The organism is Novosphingobium sediminis, from assembly GCF_007991615.1.
Taxonomy (GTDB): domain Bacteria; phylum Pseudomonadota; class Alphaproteobacteria; order Sphingomonadales; family Sphingomonadaceae; genus Novosphingobium; species Novosphingobium sediminis.
The window spans coordinates 62,579-83,515 of record NZ_BJYR01000006.1 but is presented as its reverse complement, the minus strand read 5'-3'; the positions used below and the strand labels follow the sequence as shown (position 1 = coordinate 83,515).

Sequence of the window (20,937 nt, the reverse complement as noted above, 5' to 3'; positions counted from 1 at the left end):
GCCCATAGCGTCACACCGCGCCAAAGGTCCAGCCCTCGGTTTGGGCAATTGCATCGGTAAGCCTTGCGGGTGCCCACAGTGCCGGATCATGCGCCACCTTGCGCAGCCACGCCGAGGCCATCAGCGCATCGCTGGTATGGTCGTCCACTTCGCCCTTCAGGCCTACCGGTGAACTGCCAAGCCGCGCCAGCGCTTCGTCCAGCTCCGCCCCATCGCGCACCTTGGACCGGCTGGCACTCCGCCCCGCCGCCATGGCCGCAATCGTCGTGTAGATCTCGCAGACCACCGAGCCCGCTGCGGGCAGAGGATCGATCGGCCAGACCGGCAAACGGCCTTTCAGCTGGTGCAGCACGCGCATCCCCGAAAGGCTCGATTTGCCAACTTGCGCCGCGCCGACCAGATTGAAGTTCGAATAAGGCGAGCACCCCATGGCCTGCTGCGCCAGTTCGCTCACCCTGAGCCTGCCTCGCCCCCCCTTTTGCCCATTGGCGCCAAACGCCGCGCCTTCGCGCCCGCCATGCCGCCGGAAATAGGCCGAAGCTTCGGGATGATCGACGAACGCCCCCACCGAAAGATGCGGCTCATCCTCGCACAACCTGTCAATCAGCGCCCACAAACCCTTGGCGTCCGCAGGACTTTCCGCCCAGCCCGGAAAGAATGCGCCTCTGTCTTGAAAAGCAAGGCTGATGCCGAGGTCCATGCCCACCAGCGTATCCGCCGGCAGATCATCGCGCAGCCATGCCAGCACTTCGGTCCGCGACCAGCGATGACCCGGCCGCACCAGCTGCGGTGCCGCCTCGCCTGCGGGGCAGATCGCCACCGCAATCCCCCGGTGCCGCTCTCCCGCCGCGCCGGACCAGTCTATCGCCGCAAAATGCCGAAACCTGAGGGGCCTCATTCGCCCCGCCGCTCGCGCCGCTTCTTGTCCCACCACTCAAGCCGCTTCACGATCTCGCGCTCGAACCCGCGCTCGACCGGCTTGTAAAACGTCTGCGGCCGCATCCCCTCGGGCCAGTAGTCCGCGCCCGAAAAGCCGTCCTCCGCCTCGTGGTCGTAGGCATAGCCTTCGCCATAGCCGATGTCCTTCATCAGCTTGGTCGGCGCATTGAGGATATGCGGGGGCGGCGAGAGCGAGCCCGTCTCCCGCGCGCTGTTGAATGCGGCCTTCTGCGCCGCATAAGCCGCGTTCGATTTGGGCGCGGTGGCGAGGTAGAGGCACGCCTGCACGATGGCGAGCTCCCCCTCGGGCGAGCCAAGGAACTGATAAGCATCCTTCGCCGCCAGGCACTGCACCAGCGCCTGCGGGTCAGCCAGGCCGATGTCCTCGCTGGCAAAGCGCACCAGCCGCCGCAGCACGAAGAGCGGCTCCTCGCCCGCCGTCAGCATCCGCGCCATGTAGTAGAGCGCGGCCTGCGGGTCCGATCCGCGCAGCGACTTGTGGAGCGCGGAAATCAGGTTGTAATGCCCGTCGCGGTCCTTGTCGTAGACCGCCACCCGCCGCATCAGGAACTTGGCGAGGTCCTCCGGCCCCAAGGGTGCCGGCAGCGACACATCGAACAACGTTTCGGCCTGCCCCAGCAGAAACCGCCCGTCGCCATCCGCCGAAGCAATCAGCGCCTCGCGCGCCGGCGGGGTGAGGGGGAGCCTGAGGCCGGTCAGTTCCTCCGCGCGGCTGAGCAGTGATCCCAGCGCCTCGGCATCCAGCCGGTGCAGGATCAGCACTTGCGCGCGGCTCAGCAGCGCCGCGTTCAGCGCAAAGCTCGGGTTCTCGGTCGTCGCGCCGACCAGTGTGACCGTGCCCTTCTCGACATAGGGAAGAAACCCGTCCTGCTGCGCGCGGTTGAAGCGGTGGATCTCGTCCACGAACAGCAGCGTCTTGCGCCCGATCTGCGCCATGGCCTCGGCTTCGGCGAACGCCTTCTTGAGGTCCGCGACACCGGAAAACACCGCGCTGATCGCCACATAGCGCAACCCCACCGCATCGGCGAGCAGCCGCGCGATCGTCGTCTTGCCGGTGCCCGGCGGCCCCCACAGGATGATCGAGGAAAGCTTCCCCGCCGCGACCATCCGGCCAATCGCGCCGTCTGGCCCGGTCAGGTGATCCTGCCCGACGACTTCGCCAAGGTTCGCCGGACGCAGCCGCTCGGCGAGCGGCGCATCGTCAGCCGCGTGTTCGCGCGGCGTTTCGGCAGGGGCAGGGGCAAACAGGTCAGGCATGGGAGTCCGGCGATACCAACTGAGGCCCCCACCGTCACCCCGGACTTGATCCGGGGTCAGGCTTCTTCTCTCCGCGTCATCAGCACAAAAATGCGCCCACCCCTTTACAAGAGTGTTTTAAGATATATCTTAGAGCCATCATGAAGCATCAAGGACGCACAATGCGATTCGACAGACACGGCCATGGACATGGCCAACGACACGGCCTCGGCCACCACTTCGCCCTGAAGATGATGGCGCGCGGCTTCGGCGGAGGCTGGGGCCATCGCGGCGGGTTCGGCAGCGGTTGGGGCAGTGGCTTCGGCGGTGGCTTCGGCGGCGATGATTGGGACGACGAGGGCCCGCGCGGCCGCGGTCGCCATGGCGGAAGGGGCGGCCGCATGTTTGCCCCCGGCGAACTGCGCCTCCTCCTCCTGCTCCTCCTCGATGAACAGGACCGCCACGGCTACGAACTCATCAAGGCGATCGAGGAGCTCGCCGCCGGCGCCTATGCACCCAGCCCCGGCGTGGTCTACCCCACGCTCTCCCTGCTCGTTGACGAAGGCATGATCGCTGAAGTTCCCGGCGAGGGCGCCCGCAAGGCCTTCACCATGACCGACGCGGGCCGCGCCGAACTCGCTCCCCGGCTCGAGGAAGCCAAGGCCGTCGTCCAGCGCCTCGGCGATTTCGGAAAGGCGCGGGCGGAGGCGGAAGGCCGCACGGGCAGCCCCCCGCTGCGCCGCGCCATGGCGAACCTGATGATCGCGCTCCGCCAACGTGCGGGCCGCGGCCTCGATGAACCCACCGCCCATCAGATCGCGGATATCCTTGATGAGGCTGCCCGCAAGATCGAACGCCTGGAGAGCGCGCAATGACCGCAACCGCCACCGTAGCTGCCACTGCCAGTGTCCCGACCTTGCATGCGAGCAAGTACCTCCAGCAGGTCTGCAAGCACTGGGAACACAACCTCGCCGTCACTTTCGATGCGGCGAAGGGCACCGTCACGTTCCCCCGCGATGCGCGCGGCGCCGCGTGGGCGGGGGATGCGCTCGTCACCTTCACTGCGCATCCCGAAGCGCTCGAATGCCGCATCGATGCCAGCGAAGCAGGCCAGCGTGACGGCCTCAAGGGCGCGGTAGAACGCCACATCGACCGCTTTGCTTTCCGCGAGACGCTGAGCTGGGAATGGACGGACGAAGCTGGCTGATTGCCAGCCCATTCTACCCCAAACGTCGTCATTGCGAGCGCAGCGAAGCAATCCAGAGCGTCAAAACACAACGCTCTCTGGATTGCTTCGTCGCTATGCCCCTCGCAATGACGAGCGTGGAGGTGTATGGGAGTGGGCGCCGGAGAGGGAGACGCCCAATGCCCCTGAACGCCAGACCCAAGGCACCCACGTCCTTCTGGGTCATCGCCGTGCTCAGCCTGCTGTGGAACCTGTTCGGCTGCTACGACTACCTGATGTCGAAGCTCTCGCCCGCAAGCTACTTTGCCGCAAACGGCATGAACGCGGAGAGCGTCGCTTACATGGCTGCGTTCCCGGCATGGCTCACCGCGTTCTGGGCGCTTGGCGTCTGGGGCTCGCTGCTTGGCTCGTTGCTGCTCCTCGCCCGCTCGCGTCAGGCTGCGCCGGCCTTTGCACTCTCGCTGCTCGGCCTAGCCGTCAGCCAATTGACGCAGGAGTTCTGGCTTCACCCGCCGCAGACTGCGCCGGTGGGCCTGGTGCTCACGATCTGGTCGGCGCTGGTGTTTTTCCTGATCTACGCCCGCAGCATGGCTGCCAAGGGCGTGCTCGGCTGAACCGGCCAGCGCTTGCCTGCCTCCATCTGCCGCAAACAACGATTGCATCCCTGAACTGTAATAGGTTTCCGGGCTCCCCCGTGGCACTTCTATAAGCAATCGTGCCTATCTGGCGGCGGAGGGGATGAAGATGGTCGGGACCACCAGCTTCAGCTACAACATCGATCGCACATCCGGCGTATTCGATGTGAGTGTCGACTACACCATTCCGGGCTATAACGACCCCGAGACCGGTGAGCAGTTCTACGAGACCATGTGGAGCTTCAGCTACTCCGGCTCGGACGGTTATTTTGGCTACAGCGGCTACGGCTGGGACTCCGGCTATGGCTATATCAGCATCGGCCTCGCGGGCGATACCATCGCCGATGGCAGGCTGGATTTCTATGCCGTCAACGGGTTCAGCGGCGAGGAAGCGCGCGACTCCATCCACATCCTGAACGCCGCCTTGGCGACAAAAAGCGTCACGCTTTCTGCGGCCCCCGCCGATGGCACAGTCATAATGCTGGGCGGCGCTGCCGCCGATGTGCTGACCGGCGCCGACGGCAACGATCTGCTCGATGCGGGCGACGGTGCCGATACGCTCGTCGCCGGTGCGGGCAATGACACGCTCAATGGTGGCAGTGGCGCCGACAAGATGACCGGTGGTGCTGGCGACGATATCTACTACGTCGATGACGCCGGCGACAAAATTGTCGAGGTTTCCGGCGGTGGCCACGATCTCGTATTCGCTGCCATCAGCACAACGCTTGCCGCGGAGGTCGAGGATCTCATTCTCTGGGCGAACGGCCCGCTGAACGGCTCCGGCAATGCCCTCGCCAACGCGCTTTACGGAAACAACCAGACCAACACTCTGTCCGGTCAAGGCGGCGACGATGTCCTGTTTGGTTATGACGGCGACGACACACTGAACGGCGGCTTTGGCAATGACCGGCTCGACGGCGGTCGCGGCAACGACAGTATGGCCGGCGGTACGGGCGATGATCACTACGTCATCGACAGCGCTGGCGATCGCATCATCGAAGGGCAAAACGAAGGGACCGATGAGGCCCGCATAGACGGCCTTGCCAGCTACACACTGGGCAGCGGCGTCGAAAACCTTACCAACCTTGTCGCTCTGCCCACCTTCACCGGAAAGGGCAACGCGCTTGCCAATGTGCTCTCCGGTGCGGCGGGGGTGGACTACCTCCATGGCTTTGCCGGGGCTGACCGGCTGGTCGGCGGCGATGGCAACGATATGCTCGAAGGCGGCAGCGGTGCGGATCAGCTCGTCGGCGGGAACGGCATCGATATCGCGAGCTATGCGACGGCAACCGCTGCCGTCAGCGTGAACCTAGCTACCCAGTCCGGCACGGGTGACGCGGCCGGTGATACGTTCGACAGCATCGAGAACATCACCGGCAGCCGCTTCGACGACATTCTTACCGGCAACGCGGCCAACAATTACATCAGCGGCGGCGCCGGGAACGATACGTTGATCGGCGGCGGCGGCCTCGATTGGTTCCTCGGCGGCCTTGGCGCCGACAAGCTGAATGGAACCGGCGACGACGGTGCCAGCTATCGTGGCTCCGCATCGGCCGTCACCGTCAATCTCGCCACGCTAACCGCCCGTGGAGGCGATGCCGATGGCGATGTGCTCGTCGGCATCAGCCAGGTCGAAGGCACCGCACTGGCCGATACCCTGACCGGCAATAACGGAAACAATGTGCTGATCGGCGGCGGCGACGCCGACAAGCTCGATGGCGCGGGCGGGAATGACCTTATCCGCGGCGGCGCCGGGGGTGATATCATGATCGGCGGTGCGGGCACCGATACGCTCGAATATACCTCCTCCGCTGCGGCCGTGACAGTCGATCTCGGCACCGGCAGTGCCAGCGGCGGCGATGCGACGGGCGACAGTTTCTCGGGCTTCGAAAACCTCGCGGGCTCGGCTTTTGGCGATACCCTCAAAGCTGGCGCTACCGGCAGTACGCTGCTGGGCGGCGGCGGCGACGATACCCTGATTGGCGGTGTGGGCGCGGACAGGATCATCGGCGGGGCTGGGGGCGACACCATGCACGGTGGCGGCGGCATTGACACGCTGAGCTATGAAACCTCGACCGGCAACGTCACGATCGATCTCGCATCGGGCTTTGCTTATGGCGACGATGCGTTCGGCGACAGCTTCACCGGCTTCGAGAACCTGCGCGGCGGCAGCGCCAGCGATACCCTCTACGGCAATGCCGGCATCAACGTGATCACCGGCGGCGATGGTGGTGACTATATCGACGGTCGCGGCGGCAACGATGTGATCTATGGTGGCGCTGGCGATGAGGCCTTCGCGCTAGGCCCCGACAGCGGCATGGACCATATCCGCGATTTCACCGCAGGCGGCACCGAGGACCGGCTGGTCATTTACTGGGACAGCCGCTTCGATACGTTTGCCGAGGTCATGGCCGCCGCTACGCAGCAAGGCGCAGACACGGTGATCACGCTTTCGGCGGGGATCGGTGTCGTGCTCGAAGGCGTCAGCAAGGCAAGCCTTACCGCCGCCGATTTCGTGTTCTAGCGCCGCTTCAGCGCGTCCTTCTGGCGGATCAGCCGGAGGTAGGTGTCTGCCACCGCCTGATTGATCGCATCCCAGCTGAAATCGAGCGAGCGCCGCTCGCCCGCAGCACCATGCCGCGCGCGCAAGTCCGCATCCTCGACATAGTTGCGCAAGGCCTCGGCGAACTGGTGCAGCGCACCCGGCGCGATGAGGCGGCCGGAAACGCCATCGGAAACAAGGCTCTGGCTCCCGGTTGCCGCCGCAGCCACCACCGGCACCGCGCAGGCCATGGCCTCCAGCGTCACGTTGCCGAATGTCTCGGTCACGCTCGGATTGAACAGCACGTCCATCGCCGCCACCGCCCGGCCGAGATCCTTGCCGCCCTGAAACCCGGTGAACACAGCGCCCGGCAGCCGCGCCTCGAACCACGCGCGCGCCGGGCCTTCGCCCACCACCATCACGCGGTGCCGAGTGCCTTCCCGCGTACCCCGGCGCACCAGTTCGTCGATCGTGTCCGAAAACACGTCGAGCCCCTTTTCCATCACCAGCCGGCCGAGAAAGCCGATCACCACCTCGTCGTCGGCGATGCCAAGGCTGCGGCGCCATTCCAGATCGCGCCGGCCGGGGTTGAAGATCGTGCGGTCAACCCCGCGTGACCACAGCGAGATGTCATAGCTCATGCGCTCTTCGCGCAGCACTTGCGCCATCGACTCCGATGGGGCGACCAGCGCATCGCAGCGCCGATAAAACCGGCGCAGCAGCGCGGTCAGGATCGGCTCGAGCCAGGCCATGTTGTAATAACGCGGGTAGGTATCGAAGCGCGTGTGGACACTCGCCAGCACCGGAAGTCCGCGCGCCCGTGCCCAACTCACCGCGCGGTGCGCAGCGGGATCGGGCGAGGAAACGTGAACGACATTGGGCTTGAACGCCTTGAGATCGGCGCGGGTCTTGCCCCCCAGCGTCAGCGGAATGCGATATTCCGCGCGCCCCGGCAGCGGCAGCGAAGGCAGCCCCACCAACTTGCCCTTCGAAGGAAACGCCGGTTTCTTCACCTTGGGCGCATAGACGTGGACTTGCGCACCCTGCCGCTGGAGATAGCCAACCAGTCGGTTGAGCGCCTGGTTCGCCCCATCGCGCACATAGTTGTAGTTGCCGCTGAACAGCGCGACGCGCAGGCCCTTGAGCGGAGCCTCGCTCGGCGTCGGTTCCTGCGCAGTCTCGATACTGTCTGTTTGGGCAAAGCGGGTCATCCGCGCGGCCATAGTGTCTTTTGCCCGTGTAAGAAAGTCGCACCGGTCATCTTGCTGGCTTGCGCTGGCAAGGTGACCGGTGCGGGCAGGGATATCGCAGAGATTTGGGCTTGGCTGGACCCGAGTTTACCAGCCGCGCCAGCCCCTCCGATGCTCCCAGCGTTCGTGTTCCCAGCGCTCATGCTCGCGCCAGCGGCGCCATTCCTCGTAGCGCGGATCATAGCCGCGCCAGCCGGGGTAGGGCCGGTAGACCGGATAGGCCGGATAATAGCCGCCATAATAGCGCGGCCTGCTGTCGTAGCGGACATAGACGTCCGAATTGCGGTCGGAAGCGATCGCTGCGCCCACGGCCAGCCCCAGCACGCCCGCGCCGATCGCCACGGCGGCATCGTTACCGCGCCGCCCGTGTGCCTCGGCTGGCACTGCCATCGCCATGCTGCCTGCGGCGAGCGCGGCAGCGACAAGTCCTGGTTTCCAAAGCTTCATGGACTTTCTCCAGTGCAGGCACGGTCCCGCCTGCATGTGATTGAAAAAGGAGCGCCCCCGGCCTGAACCGTTTCTGAAGCGGCGGCCGCAATGCGGCGCGCCGCTCCAAAGCTGCGATCAGTTGCCCCGATAGTCGCCTTCATACCCGTCCGGATCGCGGTAACCGCGCCGGTCGTAGTAGCCGTCGGATCCCTGCGGATAGCCGTCGCGGCTATAGCCGGGCTGGCCGCCCTGATAGCGCTGGTCATAGGGATCGCCGTTGTAGGCGCCCTGCCAGGTCGGCTGGCCCCGATACTGATTGGGATACTGATTGGGATACTGGTTCTGGGTGCGGTATTGCGAGTTGCGATAGCGGTCGCGGTTGTGGTTGCTGTTCGCCGCCGAAACGATGATCGCACCCAGCGCGAGGCCGATGATGCCGCCGGCAATCGCTGCACCTGTGCTGTCGCCGCGGCCATGGTGGCGATAACCGCCGCCGCCGTAGCCGCCGTAGGGATCGGCCATCGCCGGGGTGGCGCTGGCCAGCGCGGTTGCGGCAAGGGTGGTTGCCAGCACGGCCTTCTTCGCAAACTTGAACATGTCACGTCTCCAGCGGCCCGCCGTTGATCGGACCCCCCGATCTCGATTCGCTGCCGTTGAAGATGGAAATAGACCTTGCTGGCTGAACGGAGCCGGGATGGCATTTGCAGCGGTTGTTCAGGTTCACATTTATTTTCCTGAACGAACCGGCATCGCTCTAGTCGGCCCGGTTTTGCGCGATCCAGTTCCGCGCGCGGACCTCGTCATAAAGCGAACGCGCCTCGGACCGCGCGAGCAGCGGCATGAGATCGCGCTCGAACCCGGCCAGCCAGCGGCGCAGCTCCTCCGGCCCGGGCGCGCGGGCCTGCGCCAGCGGCTGCAACGCGCGGGAGGCGGCGAGGAGCCGCTTTCGCTCGCGCGCAAGGGCAGGGCCGGCATAGCGCTCGTTGATCAGGCCCAGTTGATGGCGCGCGCCGGCCACCGCAATGGCCGCCGTCCCGGCATCGCCCGCTGCGGCAAGCCGCTCTGCCGCTGTCACTGAAAGGCGCACCAGCGCGGCCTGATCGGCGAGTCGCCGAGGCTGCTCCGCCGCTCCGCCGCAATCGCCGATCGCGCGGACATACGCCGCCAGCGCGGCCAGCGCCGCGGGTGAAGGCTCGCGCCCGGAAAACTCCTCCACGATCAGCCCGCGCAGGAACCGCTCGAGCGCGCCCGTGGCGGGATCGCGCGAAACCTTGCCGGGCACTGACAGATCGGGGATCGGCTTGGGATCGAACCGTCCATTGGCCCGCGCAAGGCTGAAGAAACTGGAGCTCACATCAGCCGTACCGGGCTCCGCCGAAACGCCATCGAGATGGAAATGCGGATTACGCCGACCATTGCTGTGGCAACTGGCGCAGCTCATGTCGGCGCGCGCGGCCTGCCCGCCCAGCAGCATCGGCGCGTTGAACAGCGCTGCGCCGGTCTGTACCTCGGCATCCGTCCCGCCGCCCTTCAGGCACATCGCCGGCTGATGCGTGAGCGCAGCCGCCTCGTGCCCCGGCGCAATCCAGATCAGCGCGCTCAGCCGGGGGGCTTCCGCCGCGCCCGCAACGCCGGCCGCCAGCGCCAGCCCCAGCGCCGCCCATCGCGTCAGGAAGCGGATGGGGCCGCCTCCCGCAGCCAACGGCGCAGTTCGTCGGCCTGCTGGCAGCCGAACCCGCACAGCGTATCAAGCCGCGCGAGGTGCGCCTTTGCCCCGGCAACGTCGCCCAGCTCCAGCTTGAGCTCGCCATAGTATTCCAGCGCGCCGCGATGGTTGGGGGCAACCGCCAGCGCCATCTCATACCAGCCGCGCGCAGTGTCATAGCGGTGCAGCTTGCGGTTGGCGAAGCCGAGGTAGGTCAGCACATCGGGATGCGGCCCCGCCGCCCACAGCGTGCCTTCCAGCTCGGCAATCGCCTCGGCATAGCGGTGCTCGTTGATCTTGCTCACCGCTGAAACATAGACCGCGTCGATTGATGCGAGCGGTGCGATGGCCCGCTGCGGCGCGAAGGCCTGCGGCGATCCGGCCATGGCGGCGTCCACTGCCGCAATCGCCGCGTCGAGGCTGGCGGCTTCCGCGCAGGTCGGGCCGCACTGCGTCTTGCGCGCGGAAAGCTGGTCGCGCTGCGCGGTGGCCTTGGCCTTGTCGCCCAGCTTTGCCAGCACGACACCCAGATCGCGGTGCGCCTCGATCATCGCCGCGTCATACTTTACCGCCATTTCCAGCGGCCGCTTGGCCTTCTTGAGATCGCCCAGTTGCAGGTAGCTCGAACCGAGCAGGTACTGCGCGGGCGCGTGGGTCGTCACCACATCGGTCACGCGCCGGAAGGCGGTTGCCGCGTCCTTGAAGTTCTGCGCCTGATAGGCCGCGATGCCCTTCTGGTATTCTGCGGCGGGATCATATTGCGGCGCAGACTGGCTGGGCGCCATGCCGCCGCCTCCGCCACCCCCGCCGCCGGCCGCCCAAACGGGGCTGACCGGCAGCAGCGTGATGAGCGCTGCCAGGGAAACTGCACGAAGGCCCAGATGACGTGACATGGCTTTGCTCCCGATCCCGGTGCCGCAGTGCAGGGCGCATGACCCTGCCCACACTGCTGCATACCATGATACGTAACGGAGCCGAGCGGCAATTATTCCCGCGGGACGGAGAAATCCTACCGCGCCGAAATCCTCACCGCTTGATGCGCGGCCTGCCCATGAAATCGCCCTTGCCCACTTTCACCCCCTCGGCGCGCAGGATCGCGTAGGCGGTCGTGGCGTGGAAATAGAAGTTTGGCTGCGAGAACGAGAGCAGGAAGTTCGCGCCGGTGAACGGCAGCTTCATCTCGCCAAAGGCAAACAGCGTGTCGTTCTCGCCCAGCGCTTCGAACTCCGCCGGATCAATCGCTGAAAGTTCGGCGATGGCACCCTGAATTGCCGCGTGGAGCCCGGCAAAATCGGCCGGCCAAGGTGTCAGGTCGGGCGCAAACTGGCCGGCCCGTACCCCTGCAATCGCACCAGTCGAATGCGCCACGCAGCTCTTCACCTGATAGCCAAACGGCAGCATGTCGGGAGCTAGGCGCGCACCGATCAGATCTCCCCCGTCGCGGCCGCTCTCCGCGCAAAACGCCTCCGCCTTGGTCAGCAGCGCATCCACCGCGCCCAGAATTTGCAAGTTCGAGGGCACAACGGCGTCATAAAGGGAAATCGGCATGGATCCTGCTCTCCGGTTTGTTGTCAGTCTTGTTTCGGCGCAGGCTATGTCACCCCCGCGCGGCGAGGTCCATGCCCGCTGACTGCGCTCGCGGGTGATGAGGTGAGCAGGCACAAACAAAAAGGGCGGCCCTTGCCGGACCGCCCTCCCTGTTTCGTCTGAAGCCCGCAGCGCTTACGCCGCTTCCTTCTTCCGCCCGGCCTTCTTGCGCTCGTGCGGATCGAGCAGCGCCTTGCGCAGGCGGATCGACTTGGGCGTCACTTCGACCATTTCGTCGTCATCGATATAGGCGATGGCCTGTTCCAGCGTCATGATCTTCGGCGGGGTCAGGCGGATGGCGTCGTCCTTGCCGGTCGAACGGAAGTTCGTCAGCTGCTTCGACTTCATCGGGTTCACTTCGAGATCGTCGGGCTTCGCGTTCTCGCCGATGATCATGCCTTCATACAGCGGCGTGCCCACGCCCACGAACAGGATGCCGCGCTCTTCCAAGGGCCCGAGCGCATAGGCCACGGCCTCGCCCGCGCCGTTGGAGATCAGCACGCCGTTCTTCCGGCCCTCGATGCGGCCCTTGTAGGGGCCATACTTCTCGAACAGGCGGTTCATGATGCCAGTGCCGCGCGTGTCCGAAAGGAACTCGCCGTGATAGCCGATCAGGCCGCGCGAAGGCGCCGAGAACGTGATGCGCGTCTTGCCGCCGCCCGAGGGGCGCATGTCGGTCATCTCGCCCTTGCGGGTTGCCATCTTCTCGACGACCGTGCCGGCGAACTCGTCGTCCACGTCGATCACAACGGTTTCATACGGCTCGGTGCGGCCACCGTTCTCATCCTCGCCATAGAGCACGCGCGGGCGGCTGATGCCCAGCTCGAAGCCCTCGCGGCGCATCGTTTCGATCAGCACGCCCAGCTGCAATTCGCCGCGGCCCGCCACTTCGAAGCTGTCCTTGTCGGCGCTTTCGGTAACGCGGATCGCCACGTTCGATTCGGCTTCGCGCTCAAGGCGGTCGCGGATCATGCGGCTGGTCACCTTGCTGCCCTCGCGGCCCGCCATCGGCGAATCGTTCACCGCAAAGCGCATCGAGAGCGTCGGCGGGTCGATCGGCTGCGCGTAAAGCGGCTCGGTCACGGTCGGATCGGCGATGGTGTTGGCCACCGTCGCGGTGGTCAGGCCAGCGATGGAGATGATATCGCCAGCCTTCGCTTCATCCACCGGCACGCGCTCGAGGCCGCGGAACGCCATGATCTTGGACGCGCGGCCCGTTTCGACGATCTTGCCGTCGCGGTCCAGCGCGTGGATCGGCGAGTTCACCTTGATCGTGCCCGACTGGACCTTGCCGGTCAGGATGCGGCCAAGGAAGTTGTCGCGGTCGAGCAGCGTCACGAGGAACTTGAACTGGCCATCGACGTCCGCAGCCGGCGGCGGCACGTGATCGACGATCTTCTGGAACAGCGGCGTCAGCGTGCCTTCGCGCGCGTCCTGGTCCTCGCTGGCGTAACCATTGCGGCCCGAGGCGTAGAGCACCGGGAATTCGAGCTGCTCGTCATTGGCATCGAGGCTGACGAAGAGGTCGAACACCTCGTCCAGCACTTCCTGCGCGCGGCCATCCGGGCGGTCGATCTTGTTGACGACGACGATGGGCTTGAGGCCCAGCGCCAGCGCCTTGCCGGTCACGAACTTGGTCTGCGGCATCGCGCCTTCGCTGCTGTCCACCAGCAGGATCACGCCGTCCACCATGCTCAGGATACGCTCAACCTCGCCGCCGAAGTCGGCGTGGCCGGGCGTGTCGACGATGTTGATATGCGTGCCGTTCCATTCGACCGAGGTGCACTTCGCGAGAATGGTGATCCCGCGCTCCTTCTCGAGGTCGTTCGAATCCATCGCGCGCTCTTCCACGCGCTGGTTGTCGCGGAACGTGCCGGACTGGCGGAACAGCTGATCGACCAGAGTGGTCTTGCCGTGGTCGACGTGCGCGATGATCGCGATATTGCGCAGGGCAGTGGACATGAAAACGCTTTCGATAGAAATCTCGAGTGCGACGCGGGCCGCAGGCAGCACGCCGTGCCCGGCATGCAGGCCGGGGCTTCGGCGCGCGCTTACCCGCAATTGTGCGCTGCGGCAAGGGTACGGACAGTGCAACCCTTGCCCTGATGGTGGATTTGTGGCTCACAATGCTTTCCCGGCAACGCGGAGTGGGCGGCGCCTCATGCAGAAACTGCAGTTCGATGTGCGGCGCTTCCTCCAGCTATCCGGCGTTGCCTTGATACGAACCGTACCGGCCGCCACCTGACATTCTAGGAAACCCCGCGATGAACTGGATGCTCCTGCCCTACCGGCGCTATGCCGAGTTCACCGGCCGCTCGCGCCGCCGGGAATACTGGATGTTCGTGCTGCTCTTTGTCCTCGTTTTCGCCGTGCTCAATGCGGTGTTCGGCACCAACGAAGTCGTCCGCACGCCCAACGGCTTCGGCTATGGTAGCCGGCTGGTCGGCGGCGGCGGGACGCTCGGCGGCTTGTTCGCGCTTGTCACCTTCATCCCCGCGCTCGCCGTTTCGGTGCGCCGCCTCCACGATCAGGACCGGTCGGGCTGGCTGCTCCTCCTCATGCTGCTCCCGTTTTTCGGCGGCTTCGCGCTGTTCGTCCTCATGTGCCTTGAAGGCACGCGCGGCCCCAACCAGTACGGCCCCGATCCCAAGGATCCGCTGAGCGTGGACGTGTTCCGCTGATTTGAAAGGCAGCCTAAAGCGCCCGCAACGCCTGCGCCGGCCTTGTCCGCAGCACCGATAGCGAACCCGCCACCGCCAGCACCAGCACCAGCAAGACCCCGCCGCCGAGCACACCGAGCACGCGCGTCCAATCGGGCGACCAATCGAACTCGAACAGCTTGACCACCACCAGCCACGCCGTCCCGCCGCCCAGCGCCAGCGCCACCGCCGCCAGCACGGCCGATAGCAGCGCATACTCCGCCGCCAGCAGCGCGAGGAGCTGCCCCCGGCTCGCACCCAGCACGCGCAGGATCACGCTGTCATACTGCCGCGCCGCCCGCGCCGCCGCGATCGCGCCGGCCAGCACCGCAAGCCCTGCCAGCACGGCCACGCTGGCGGCGGCAAAGATCGCCGTGCCGACTTGCCCCAGCAGCGTGCGCGCCTGTCCCAGCACCGGCCCCACCTCGATCACAGAGCTTTCCGGCAGCGCCTTGACCAGCCCCGAAAGGATCGCGCGGCGCACGGCGGCGCGCTTCTCCGGCGCGGCCCCTCCGTTACCTCCAAGCGTAATCGTCGCGGCGAAGGTATGCGGCGCGTCCTCCAGCGCATTCGGACTGAACACCAGCGCATAGTTGAACCCGAACGAGGACCAATCGATCCGCCGGATCGAGGCGACCCGCGCCTCCCGTTCGGTGCCGAGCAGGCTGATCCGCAGCTTGTCGCCCAGCTTCAGCCCGATGGCCTTGGCCTGATCCTCGTCCACCGAAACCAGCGGCTCGCCCGCATAGCCCTTCGGCCACCAGTGCCCTGCGGTCAGCACGTTGCCCTCAGGGATATCCTCGGCATAGGTCAGCCCGCGGTCTCCGCGCAGCAGCCAGGCATCTTCGGGGATGGACTTCAGCGTCGCCACCTCGGTCATCGCGCCGTCCGGTCCATAGGCAAGCACCGCACCGCGCATCGAAGGCACCATCCGCACGGCTGCACGCGGCGCTGTCCTTGCGACCAGCGCCTTGAACGTTTCCGCCCCGGTCCCGCGCGGCACGTCGAGCACGAAGTAATCCGGCGCCCGCTCCGGCACGCGTTTGGCGATGTTTGCATCGATGCTTGTCTGCACCGCCGCCAGCAGCACGAACGCCGCTAGCGCAAAGCCGAGCGCCACCACCAGCGCCGAAGTCTGCGCGCCGGGCCGGTGCAGGTTGCCCAGCGCCATCCGCAGCAAGGGCCGGGAAGGGCGGGGGAGCCTCGCCGCGCCCCACGCCAGCCCCCGCCCGATCAGCGCCAGCACCGCAAACACCGCCGCTGCTCCGCCAAGGAACCCCGCCGCCAGCATCGGCTGCGGTGATGTCAGCACTGCCAGTCCGGCGATCCCCGCCAGACCAAGGCCCACCGGCAGCATCCACAGCGGCGGTCTGAACAGGGATTGGCGCCACCCGCGCCCCACAGGTGCCACCCGCGCCCGCAGCAAGGCCATCGCCGGCACCCGCCGCGCTTCCAGCAAGGGCGGCGCGGCAAAGGTCAACGCGATCAGCAGGCCATAGGCCCCGGCCACCGCCAGCGCGCCCGCATCCACCGTAAAGCCCGGAGGGATCGGCAGCAGCCCGTTCAGCGCCTGCGCCAGCAGCGGCGTGATCCCCACGCCCAGCAACAGGCCCAGCGCAATCGCCGCGAGCGCTGCCGCCGCGATCTGCAGCAGGTAGATCCGCACGACATCGCCCGCGCTCGCGCCCAGAATCTTCAGCGTCGCAATGCTCGCTCGCCGCATCTCGAGGTACGATGATACGCCCCCGGCAATCCCGATCCCCGCAATCCCCAGTGCCGCCAGCGCCACCAGCACCAGAAACTGCCCCATCCGTTCCACGAACCGGTCGAGCCCCGGAGAGGCCTTGTCGCGCGTCTTCACCTGAAAGCCGGAAGCGGCAAACCGCGCCTTGAACGCATCAGCCAGCACCGCCGGATCGGCCTCCTTCGCCGTCCGCAGCCGGTACTTCCACCGCGCCATCGAGCCGACCTGCACGAGGCCGGAAGCGGCCAGCGCCTCCTCGCTCACGATCACCGTCGGCCCCAGCGCAAAGCCCTCGGAAAGCCGGTCCGGCTCGCCCGCGATCACCCCGCCGATCACCAGTTCGGCCTGTCCGATGCGCAAGTGATCGCCCGGATTCACGCCCAGCCGGTCGCCCACGCCGGGGTCGATCCATGCGGTCATCCCCCGCGGCGCGCCGGCCTTGCGCCCGCCCACCACGGTGAAGCTGCCATAGAGCGGCCACCGCGCATCAACCGCTTTCAGTTCCACCGGCACCGCATCATCGGCACTCTCGGCCCGGCGCGCCATCGCCTGCAGCCGCACCCCCTTCGATACCGTGCCCAGCGCCCCCATCGCCGCCAGTTCATCCGGTGCTGCCGAACGCCCCGCCAAGGTGAGTTCAAGATCGCCGCCCAGCATCGATTGCCCGCGCGCGGCCAGCTCGCGCCCGATCCCGCCCGTCAGCGTCCCGATGGCCGAAAGCGCCGCCGTTCCCAGCACGAGGCACACGATCAGCAGCCTCAGCCCGCGGAACCGCCAGTCCAGCCCACGCCGCGCCAGCTTCCAGGCCAAAGTCCATCCTGACGCCCAGCGGCTCACGCGCCATGCCCCAAACACAAAGACCCGCTCACCCTGAGCCTGTCGAAGGGTGCTCTCGCAACTTCAGCCCCATACTCGCTCACGCCGCGCTGTCCGAAACGATCTGTCCGTCTTCCAGCCGCACGATCCGCCCGCAGCGCTGCGCCAGCGCTTCGTCATGCGTCACCAGCACCAGCGTCGCCCCGCCTTGCGCCACTTGCGCAAACAGCAGTTCCGCCACTGCCTCGCCATTGGCGTGATCGAGGTTCCCCGTCGGCTCGTCGGCGAACACCAGCGCCGGGCGCGGCGCGAGCGCGCGGGCAATCGCCACGCGTTGCTGCTCGCCGCCCGAAAGCTGCGCCGGATAGTGCCCCATGCGGTGGCCGAGGCCCACCGCCTCCAGCGCCGCCCGTGCGCGCGGCGCGGCATCGCGCATCCCTGCCAGTTCCAGCGGCGTCGCCACGTTTTCCAGCGCGGTCATCGTCGGCAGCAGGTGGAAGGCCTGCAGCACCACGCCGATCCGCCCCCGCCGCGCTGCGGCCAGCGCATCTTCGGAAAGGCCCATGAAGTCCTGCCCCGCCACGCTCAGGCTGCCGCCGCCGGCGCGCTCAAGCCCAGCCAGCACCGCCAGCAGCGAGCTCTTGCCCGAACCCGAAGGGCCCAGCAGCGCCACCGTCTCGCCGAAAGCGACCCGCAGGCTCACCCCGCGCAGAACGTCCACCCGCGCTTCGCCTTGTCCTAGGCTCAGCACGAGATTTTGGGCATCAATGACGGGCGAACCGGGAGCAGGACTTGTCACGCGCTGTTCTTCGCATAGACCCGTTGCATGGTGCAACCTGCCTGCCCCAAAGCCCTTGAGGGATACCGATGCGTCGTCTGCTTCCGCTTCTCTGCCTGATCCTCGCGGCCTGCTCCGGCAGCGCGCCCACGCCTGAAGCGCCCAAGCAGCAAACCGCAGCCGCGCCCACCATCCCCGCTGACGCCCCGGTCATCCTCGCGTTCGGAGACAGCCTCTACGCCGGCTACCGCCTCGCTCCCGGCGAAGGCTATCCGCCCCGCCTCGAAGCCGCGCTTAATTCCGCCGGCGTGAAGGCCCGCGTCGTCAATGCCGGCGTTTCGGGGGATACCACCGCCGCTGCGCGCGAACGGCTTGCCTTTACGCTCGACAATCAGAAGGTGAAACCCAGCCTCGTGATGGTCGGCCTAGGCGGCAACGACATGCTGCGCGGCCTCCCGCCCGCCGAAACCCGCGCGAACCTCGATGCGATCCTCACAGAGCTCGACAAGCGCCATATCCCCGCGATGCTGACCGGGATGCTCGCCGCGCCCAACATGGGGAAGGACTATGTGGCGGCGTTCAACCCGATCTACCCCGCGCTCGCGGCCAAGCACAAAGTGCCGCTGATCCCGTTCTTCCTGCAAGCCGTGATCGGAAACGATGCGCTGCTGCTCGACGATCACATCCATCCCAACCCGCAAGGCGTGGACCGGATCGTCGCCGCGACGAAGGATGATGTGGCGAAGGCGCTCAAGGCCGCGGCAAACGCTACCTAACCCCGCAAAACCGCCCCATCCGCCACGCGCCATACCGCGGCATCAGCGCCCAGCGGCTCGAACGGCGCCAGTTCCGTGCCCGTCATCCACACTTGCGCGCCCGCCTCGCCAAGCCGCTCGTAAAGCGCCGCGCGGCGCACCGGATCGAGATGCGCCGCGATCTCGTCGAGCAGCAGCACCTGCGGCCGCGCGCCTGCCGTCAGCGCCGCGTGGGCGAGCACGATCGAGATCAGCATCGCCTTCTGCTCGCCGGTCGAACAATCCGCAGCCGGTGCGTTCTTGGCGGCCATGGTCACGCCCAGATCATCGCGGTGCGGGCCGACCAGAGTGCGCCCCGCTGCGCGGTCCCGCCGCCGCCCTTCCTTGAGGGCCGCCCGCAGCGCATCTGCCGCCACCGGGCCGCCCGCGACATAGGCAAGCGCAGGCCGCGCAAACGGCGCCTCGGGCAAGTCTGCCAGCGCGCCCGCCAGCCCGGCGATCAATTCGCTCCGCGCCCGCGCCATTTCTGCGCCCGCTTCGGCCAGCCCCGCCTCGATCCCGTCGAGCCACAGCGGATCGGGTTCGCCCGGCCCTTCCAGCAGCCGATTGCGCTCGCGCAGCGCAGTCTCATAGCGGCTCGCCGCCCGCGCATGGCCCGGCTCCACCGCCAGCACCAGCCGGTCGAGAAACCGCCGCCGCGCGCCCGCGCCTTCGGCAAACAGCCGGTCCATCGCGGGCGTCAGCCAGGTGATCGAAAGCCATTCGCCCAGCCGCGCCGCCGGGCCATCGGCGCCGTTGATGCGCACCGTGCGCCGCCCGGGTGCTGCGGGTGATGTGGAGGTCGCCAGCGCCACCGCGCCTTCCTCCAGTTCGGCCGCCACGGCAAAGCTGCCATCCCCGCCGCGCCCGGCCATCTCCGCCGGCTGCGCCCGCCGCAGGCCGCGCCCGGGCGAGAGCAGGCTGATCGCCTCCAGCACATTGGTCTTCCCCGCGCCGTTTTCCCCGATCAGCACATTGAACCGCGCCGTCCCCTCCAGCCGCGTCGCGGCATGGTTGCGAAAATCGCGCAAGGTGAGGCGGGTGAGGGGCATCGCTGGCGGCGTTAGAGCGTTTCGCGCGCGGGCGCAAAGCTGCCTCTTTCTCCCCTCCCGCCTGCGGGAGGGGTCGGGGGTGGGCAAGCGGCAACGCGCAACCTTGTCAGGACAGGCTCTAAGCCGCGTCCCCCCGCTCCAACAGCCCATGCTTCCTCAGGCAATGCCGCAGCTGGTCATACGTCAGCCCCAGCGCCTTCGCGGTCTGCCTCTGGTTATAGCGGTTGCGCCCGAGGTGATGCTCGAGGATCGCCCGCTCATGCGCATCGACCGCGCCGCGCAGGTCGCTCACTCCATCAAGGTCGCCTGAAGCTGCCGCCGTGGCCGGTGCCACCGGCGCCCCCCCATCTGCCGCCTTCGCGGGCGCCGTCATCAGTGCCGCAGGCCGCCACGGGCTTTCAAACGGATCGAACTGGATATGCCCGATCGGCCGCCCCGGATCGTCCCACCGATAGACCGCGCGCTCCACCACGTTGCGCAGTTCGCGCACGTTGCCGGGCCAGGCGTATTTCTCCATCTGCTCGGCCACATGCGGTGCAAAGCCCGGCCATGAAGGCCAGCCGAGTTCCGCCGCCATGCGCCGGGCATAGTAATCGGCCAGCACCGCGATATCGCCCTCGCGCACGCGCAGGGGCGGCAAGGTGATCACCTCGAAGCTCAGCCGGTCGAGCAAGTCCGGGCGAAACCGGCCTTCCTCTGCCAGCTTCGGCAGGTTCTCGTTGGTTGCCGCCACGATGCGCACGTCCACCGTGATCGGCTTGTTCGCCCCGATCCGCGCCACTTCGCCATATTCCACCGCGCGCAGCAGCCGCTCCTGCGCGCCCATCGAAAGCGTGCCAAGTTCGTCGAGAAACAGCGTTCCCCCGTGCGCTTCCTCAAACCGCCCGGTGCGCGCCCGCGTCGCGCCAGTGAACGCGCCCGCCTCATGGCCAAACAGTTCCGCCTCGATCAGCGTTTCGGGCAGCGCTGCGCAATTCATCGTCACCAGCGGTTCCTGCCACCGGGTCGAAAGGCGGTGGAGGCGTTCGGCGATCAGTTCCTTGCCGGTCCCGCGTTCGCCGATCACCAGCACCGGGCGGCGCATCGGTGCGGCGCGGCTGGCGCGCTCAACCGCATCGAGGAAGGCGCTCGATTGGCCGATGAACTGGACTTCGCGATCCATGGAATACCCCGCTTCGTGCCTTGTCCCAAGGGATAGCAGAATTTCCCAAGCCTAGGCAAGAATCGCCATATAAGCAAAGTCGCTGATCTCCGAAAACCGCGGAATTTCCGGCCTTTCGCGATTTGGCACGCCTCCTGCAATGCACTGTGCATTCCCCACTGAGGGAACCCAAAGGAGACTTTCGATGTACACTGCCCGCTTCTTCTCGACCCAGCTCGGCCGCGCGGCGCTGATCAGCATCGCAGCGATGATGGCGCTCAACGTCGCCGTCGCCACCCGCCCGGTTGCCGCAGCCGCTCCCCAGGTCGTCGCTTCCAGCGCCGCGATCACGGGTGAGCTCGCCTGATGGGCGCCGACACGCC

General features: G+C 67.0%; 20 protein-coding genes. 7 read left to right on the top strand and 13 right to left on the bottom strand.

Translation table 11 applies throughout. The features are described 5' to 3' along the window. Nucleotides 1–10: 10 nt before the first annotated feature. Nucleotides 11–898: a hypothetical protein gene (locus tag NSE01_RS04585; protein ID WP_147158459.1), complete on the bottom strand. Its 888-nt coding sequence runs from the start codon at nucleotides 896–898 to the stop codon at nucleotides 11–13. After that, nucleotides 895–2,217 (bottom strand): replication-associated recombination protein A, encoded by a 1,323-nt coding sequence (locus tag NSE01_RS04580; RefSeq protein WP_147158458.1) that lies wholly within the window; start codon nucleotides 2,215–2,217, stop codon nucleotides 895–897. The genes NSE01_RS04585 and NSE01_RS04580 overlap by 4 nt, the downstream gene beginning before the upstream one ends. 161 nt (nucleotides 2,218–2,378) lie before the next feature. Here NSE01_RS04580 and NSE01_RS04575 point away from each other — a divergent pair, with 161 nt between their 5' ends. The 4 genes from NSE01_RS04575 to NSE01_RS04560 all read left to right on the top strand — a co-directional run bounded on the left by NSE01_RS04575 (nucleotide 2,379) and on the right by NSE01_RS04560 (nucleotide 6,541). Next, complete coding sequence (locus NSE01_RS04575) at nucleotides 2,379–3,071, top strand: PadR family transcriptional regulator (RefSeq protein WP_147158457.1); 693 nt, start codon at nucleotides 2,379–2,381, stop codon at nucleotides 3,069–3,071. Further along, the gene (locus tag NSE01_RS04570) at nucleotides 3,068–3,403 is read left to right on the top strand and encodes a DUF2218 domain-containing protein (protein ID WP_147158456.1); all 336 of its coding nucleotides are present in this window, start codon (nucleotides 3,068–3,070) and stop codon (nucleotides 3,401–3,403) included. The genes NSE01_RS04575 and NSE01_RS04570 overlap by 4 nt, the downstream gene beginning before the upstream one ends. Nucleotides 3,404–3,561: 158 nt before the next feature. After that, nucleotides 3,562–3,996 (top strand): hypothetical protein, encoded by a 435-nt coding sequence (locus NSE01_RS04565; protein ID WP_147158455.1) that lies wholly within the window; start codon nucleotides 3,562–3,564, stop codon nucleotides 3,994–3,996. Nucleotides 3,997–4,126: 130 nt separating this feature from the next. Beyond that, the gene (locus NSE01_RS04560) at nucleotides 4,127–6,541 is read left to right on the top strand and encodes a calcium-binding protein (protein ID WP_170233764.1); all 2,415 of its coding nucleotides are present in this window, start codon (nucleotides 4,127–4,129) and stop codon (nucleotides 6,539–6,541) included. Here the strand turns inward: NSE01_RS04560 and NSE01_RS04555 are convergent. From NSE01_RS04555 to typA, 7 genes are all read right to left on the bottom strand, one after another. Beyond that, complete coding sequence (locus NSE01_RS04555; protein ID WP_246135030.1) at nucleotides 6,538–7,782, bottom strand: glycosyltransferase family 4 protein; 1,245 nt, start codon at nucleotides 7,780–7,782, stop codon at nucleotides 6,538–6,540. The two genes, NSE01_RS04560 and NSE01_RS04555, sit on opposite strands and share 4 nt — an antisense overlap. A 114-nt stretch (nucleotides 7,783–7,896) precedes the next feature. Beyond that, complete coding sequence (locus tag NSE01_RS04550; RefSeq protein ID WP_147158453.1) at nucleotides 7,897–8,256, bottom strand: hypothetical protein; 360 nt, start codon at nucleotides 8,254–8,256, stop codon at nucleotides 7,897–7,899. A gap of 117 nt (nucleotides 8,257–8,373) precedes the next feature. Further along, on the bottom strand, nucleotides 8,374–8,835 hold the full coding sequence (locus tag NSE01_RS04545) for a hypothetical protein (protein WP_147158452.1): 462 nt from the start codon (nucleotides 8,833–8,835) through the stop codon (nucleotides 8,374–8,376). A 157-nt stretch (nucleotides 8,836–8,992) separates the two neighbouring features. Next, nucleotides 8,993–9,940: a hypothetical protein gene (locus NSE01_RS04540; protein ID WP_147158451.1), complete on the bottom strand. Its 948-nt coding sequence runs from the start codon at nucleotides 9,938–9,940 to the stop codon at nucleotides 8,993–8,995. Beyond that, nucleotides 9,907–10,836 carry a tetratricopeptide repeat protein gene (locus tag NSE01_RS04535; protein WP_147158450.1) on the bottom strand — a complete coding sequence of 310 codons (930 nt, stop codon included), beginning with the start codon at nucleotides 10,834–10,836 and terminating at the stop codon, nucleotides 9,907–9,909. Before NSE01_RS04535 ends, NSE01_RS04540 begins: the two co-directional genes overlap by 34 nt. A gap of 133 nt (nucleotides 10,837–10,969) precedes the next feature. Then, entirely contained in the window at nucleotides 10,970–11,491 is a 522-nt protein-coding gene (locus NSE01_RS04530; RefSeq protein ID WP_147158449.1) for a DUF1993 domain-containing protein, read from the bottom strand. Between the two features lie 174 nt (nucleotides 11,492–11,665). After that, a complete protein-coding gene (gene typA, locus NSE01_RS04525) occupies nucleotides 11,666–13,492 on the bottom strand; it encodes a translational GTPase TypA (protein WP_147158448.1) in 1,827 nt (608 codons plus the stop codon). Nucleotides 13,493–13,794: 302 nt separating this feature from the next. Here typA and NSE01_RS04520 point away from each other — a divergent pair, with 302 nt between their 5' ends. After that, nucleotides 13,795–14,211, top strand: coding sequence for a DUF805 domain-containing protein (locus NSE01_RS04520; RefSeq protein WP_147158447.1), 417 nt, complete (start codon nucleotides 13,795–13,797; stop codon nucleotides 14,209–14,211). A gap of 13 nt (nucleotides 14,212–14,224) precedes the next feature. On the opposite strand, the gene NSE01_RS04515 is transcribed toward NSE01_RS04520, so the two are convergent. After that, complete coding sequence (locus NSE01_RS04515) at nucleotides 14,225–16,810, bottom strand: ABC transporter permease (RefSeq protein ID WP_246135029.1); 2,586 nt, start codon at nucleotides 16,808–16,810, stop codon at nucleotides 14,225–14,227. Between the two features lie 79 nt (nucleotides 16,811–16,889). After that, on the bottom strand, nucleotides 16,890–17,588 hold the full coding sequence (locus NSE01_RS04510) for an ABC transporter ATP-binding protein (RefSeq protein ID WP_147158446.1): 699 nt from the start codon (nucleotides 17,586–17,588) through the stop codon (nucleotides 16,890–16,892). A gap of 68 nt (nucleotides 17,589–17,656) precedes the next feature. On the opposite strand from NSE01_RS04510, the gene NSE01_RS04505 reads away from it, so the two are divergent. After that, nucleotides 17,657–18,343 carry an arylesterase gene (locus NSE01_RS04505; RefSeq protein ID WP_147158445.1) on the top strand — a complete coding sequence of 229 codons (687 nt, stop codon included), beginning with the start codon at nucleotides 17,657–17,659 and terminating at the stop codon, nucleotides 18,341–18,343. Here the strand turns inward: NSE01_RS04505 and recF are convergent. Beyond that, complete coding sequence (gene recF / locus NSE01_RS04500; RefSeq protein ID WP_147158444.1) at nucleotides 18,340–19,413, bottom strand: DNA replication/repair protein RecF; 1,074 nt, start codon at nucleotides 19,411–19,413, stop codon at nucleotides 18,340–18,342. The genes NSE01_RS04505 and recF overlap by 4 nt on opposite strands. A gap of 118 nt (nucleotides 19,414–19,531) precedes the next feature. Beyond that, nucleotides 19,532–20,575 carry a phage shock protein operon transcriptional activator gene (gene pspF / locus NSE01_RS04495; protein WP_147158443.1) on the bottom strand — a complete coding sequence of 348 codons (1,044 nt, stop codon included), beginning with the start codon at nucleotides 20,573–20,575 and terminating at the stop codon, nucleotides 19,532–19,534. Between the two features lie 184 nt (nucleotides 20,576–20,759). On the opposite strand from pspF, the gene NSE01_RS21160 reads away from it, so the two are divergent. Next, nucleotides 20,760–20,921 (top strand): hypothetical protein, encoded by a 162-nt coding sequence (locus tag NSE01_RS21160; protein WP_170233763.1) that lies wholly within the window; start codon nucleotides 20,760–20,762, stop codon nucleotides 20,919–20,921. The last annotated feature ends 16 nt before the right edge of the window (nucleotides 20,922–20,937 follow it).

What these genes read in the sequence shown, in the direction of transcription:
- NSE01_RS04585 (WP_147158459.1), bottom strand. Translation starts at nt 898, where the DNA reads ATGAGGCCCCTCAGGTTTCGGCATTTTGCGGCGATAGACTGGTCCGGC.
- NSE01_RS04580 (WP_147158458.1), bottom strand. Translation starts at nt 2,217, where the DNA reads ATGCCTGACCTGTTTGCCCCTGCCCCTGCCGAAACGCCGCGCGAACAC.
- NSE01_RS04575 (WP_147158457.1), top strand. Translation starts at nt 2,379, where the DNA reads ATGCGATTCGACAGACACGGCCATGGACATGGCCAACGACACGGCCTC.
- NSE01_RS04570 (WP_147158456.1), top strand. Translation starts at nt 3,068, where the DNA reads ATGACCGCAACCGCCACCGTAGCTGCCACTGCCAGTGTCCCGACCTTG.
- NSE01_RS04565 (WP_147158455.1), top strand. Translation starts at nt 3,562, where the DNA reads ATGCCCCTGAACGCCAGACCCAAGGCACCCACGTCCTTCTGGGTCATC.
- NSE01_RS04560 (WP_170233764.1), top strand. Translation starts at nt 4,127, where the DNA reads ATGGTCGGGACCACCAGCTTCAGCTACAACATCGATCGCACATCCGGC.
- NSE01_RS04555 (WP_246135030.1), bottom strand. Translation starts at nt 7,782, where the DNA reads ATGGCCGCGCGGATGACCCGCTTTGCCCAAACAGACAGTATCGAGACT.
- NSE01_RS04550 (WP_147158453.1), bottom strand. Translation starts at nt 8,256, where the DNA reads ATGAAGCTTTGGAAACCAGGACTTGTCGCTGCCGCGCTCGCCGCAGGC.
- NSE01_RS04545 (WP_147158452.1), bottom strand. Translation starts at nt 8,835, where the DNA reads ATGTTCAAGTTTGCGAAGAAGGCCGTGCTGGCAACCACCCTTGCCGCA.
- NSE01_RS04535 (WP_147158450.1), bottom strand. Translation starts at nt 10,836, where the DNA reads ATGTCACGTCATCTGGGCCTTCGTGCAGTTTCCCTGGCAGCGCTCATC.
- NSE01_RS04530 (WP_147158449.1), bottom strand. Translation starts at nt 11,491, where the DNA reads ATGCCGATTTCCCTTTATGACGCCGTTGTGCCCTCGAACTTGCAAATT.
- typA (WP_147158448.1), bottom strand. Translation starts at nt 13,492, where the DNA reads ATGTCCACTGCCCTGCGCAATATCGCGATCATCGCGCACGTCGACCAC.
- NSE01_RS04520 (WP_147158447.1), top strand. Translation starts at nt 13,795, where the DNA reads ATGAACTGGATGCTCCTGCCCTACCGGCGCTATGCCGAGTTCACCGGC.
- NSE01_RS04505 (WP_147158445.1), top strand. Translation starts at nt 17,657, where the DNA reads ATGCGTCGTCTGCTTCCGCTTCTCTGCCTGATCCTCGCGGCCTGCTCC.
- recF (WP_147158444.1), bottom strand. Translation starts at nt 19,413, where the DNA reads ATGCCCCTCACCCGCCTCACCTTGCGCGATTTTCGCAACCATGCCGCG.
- pspF (WP_147158443.1), bottom strand. Translation starts at nt 20,575, where the DNA reads ATGGATCGCGAAGTCCAGTTCATCGGCCAATCGAGCGCCTTCCTCGAT.
- NSE01_RS21160 (WP_170233763.1), top strand. Translation starts at nt 20,760, where the DNA reads ATGTACACTGCCCGCTTCTTCTCGACCCAGCTCGGCCGCGCGGCGCTG.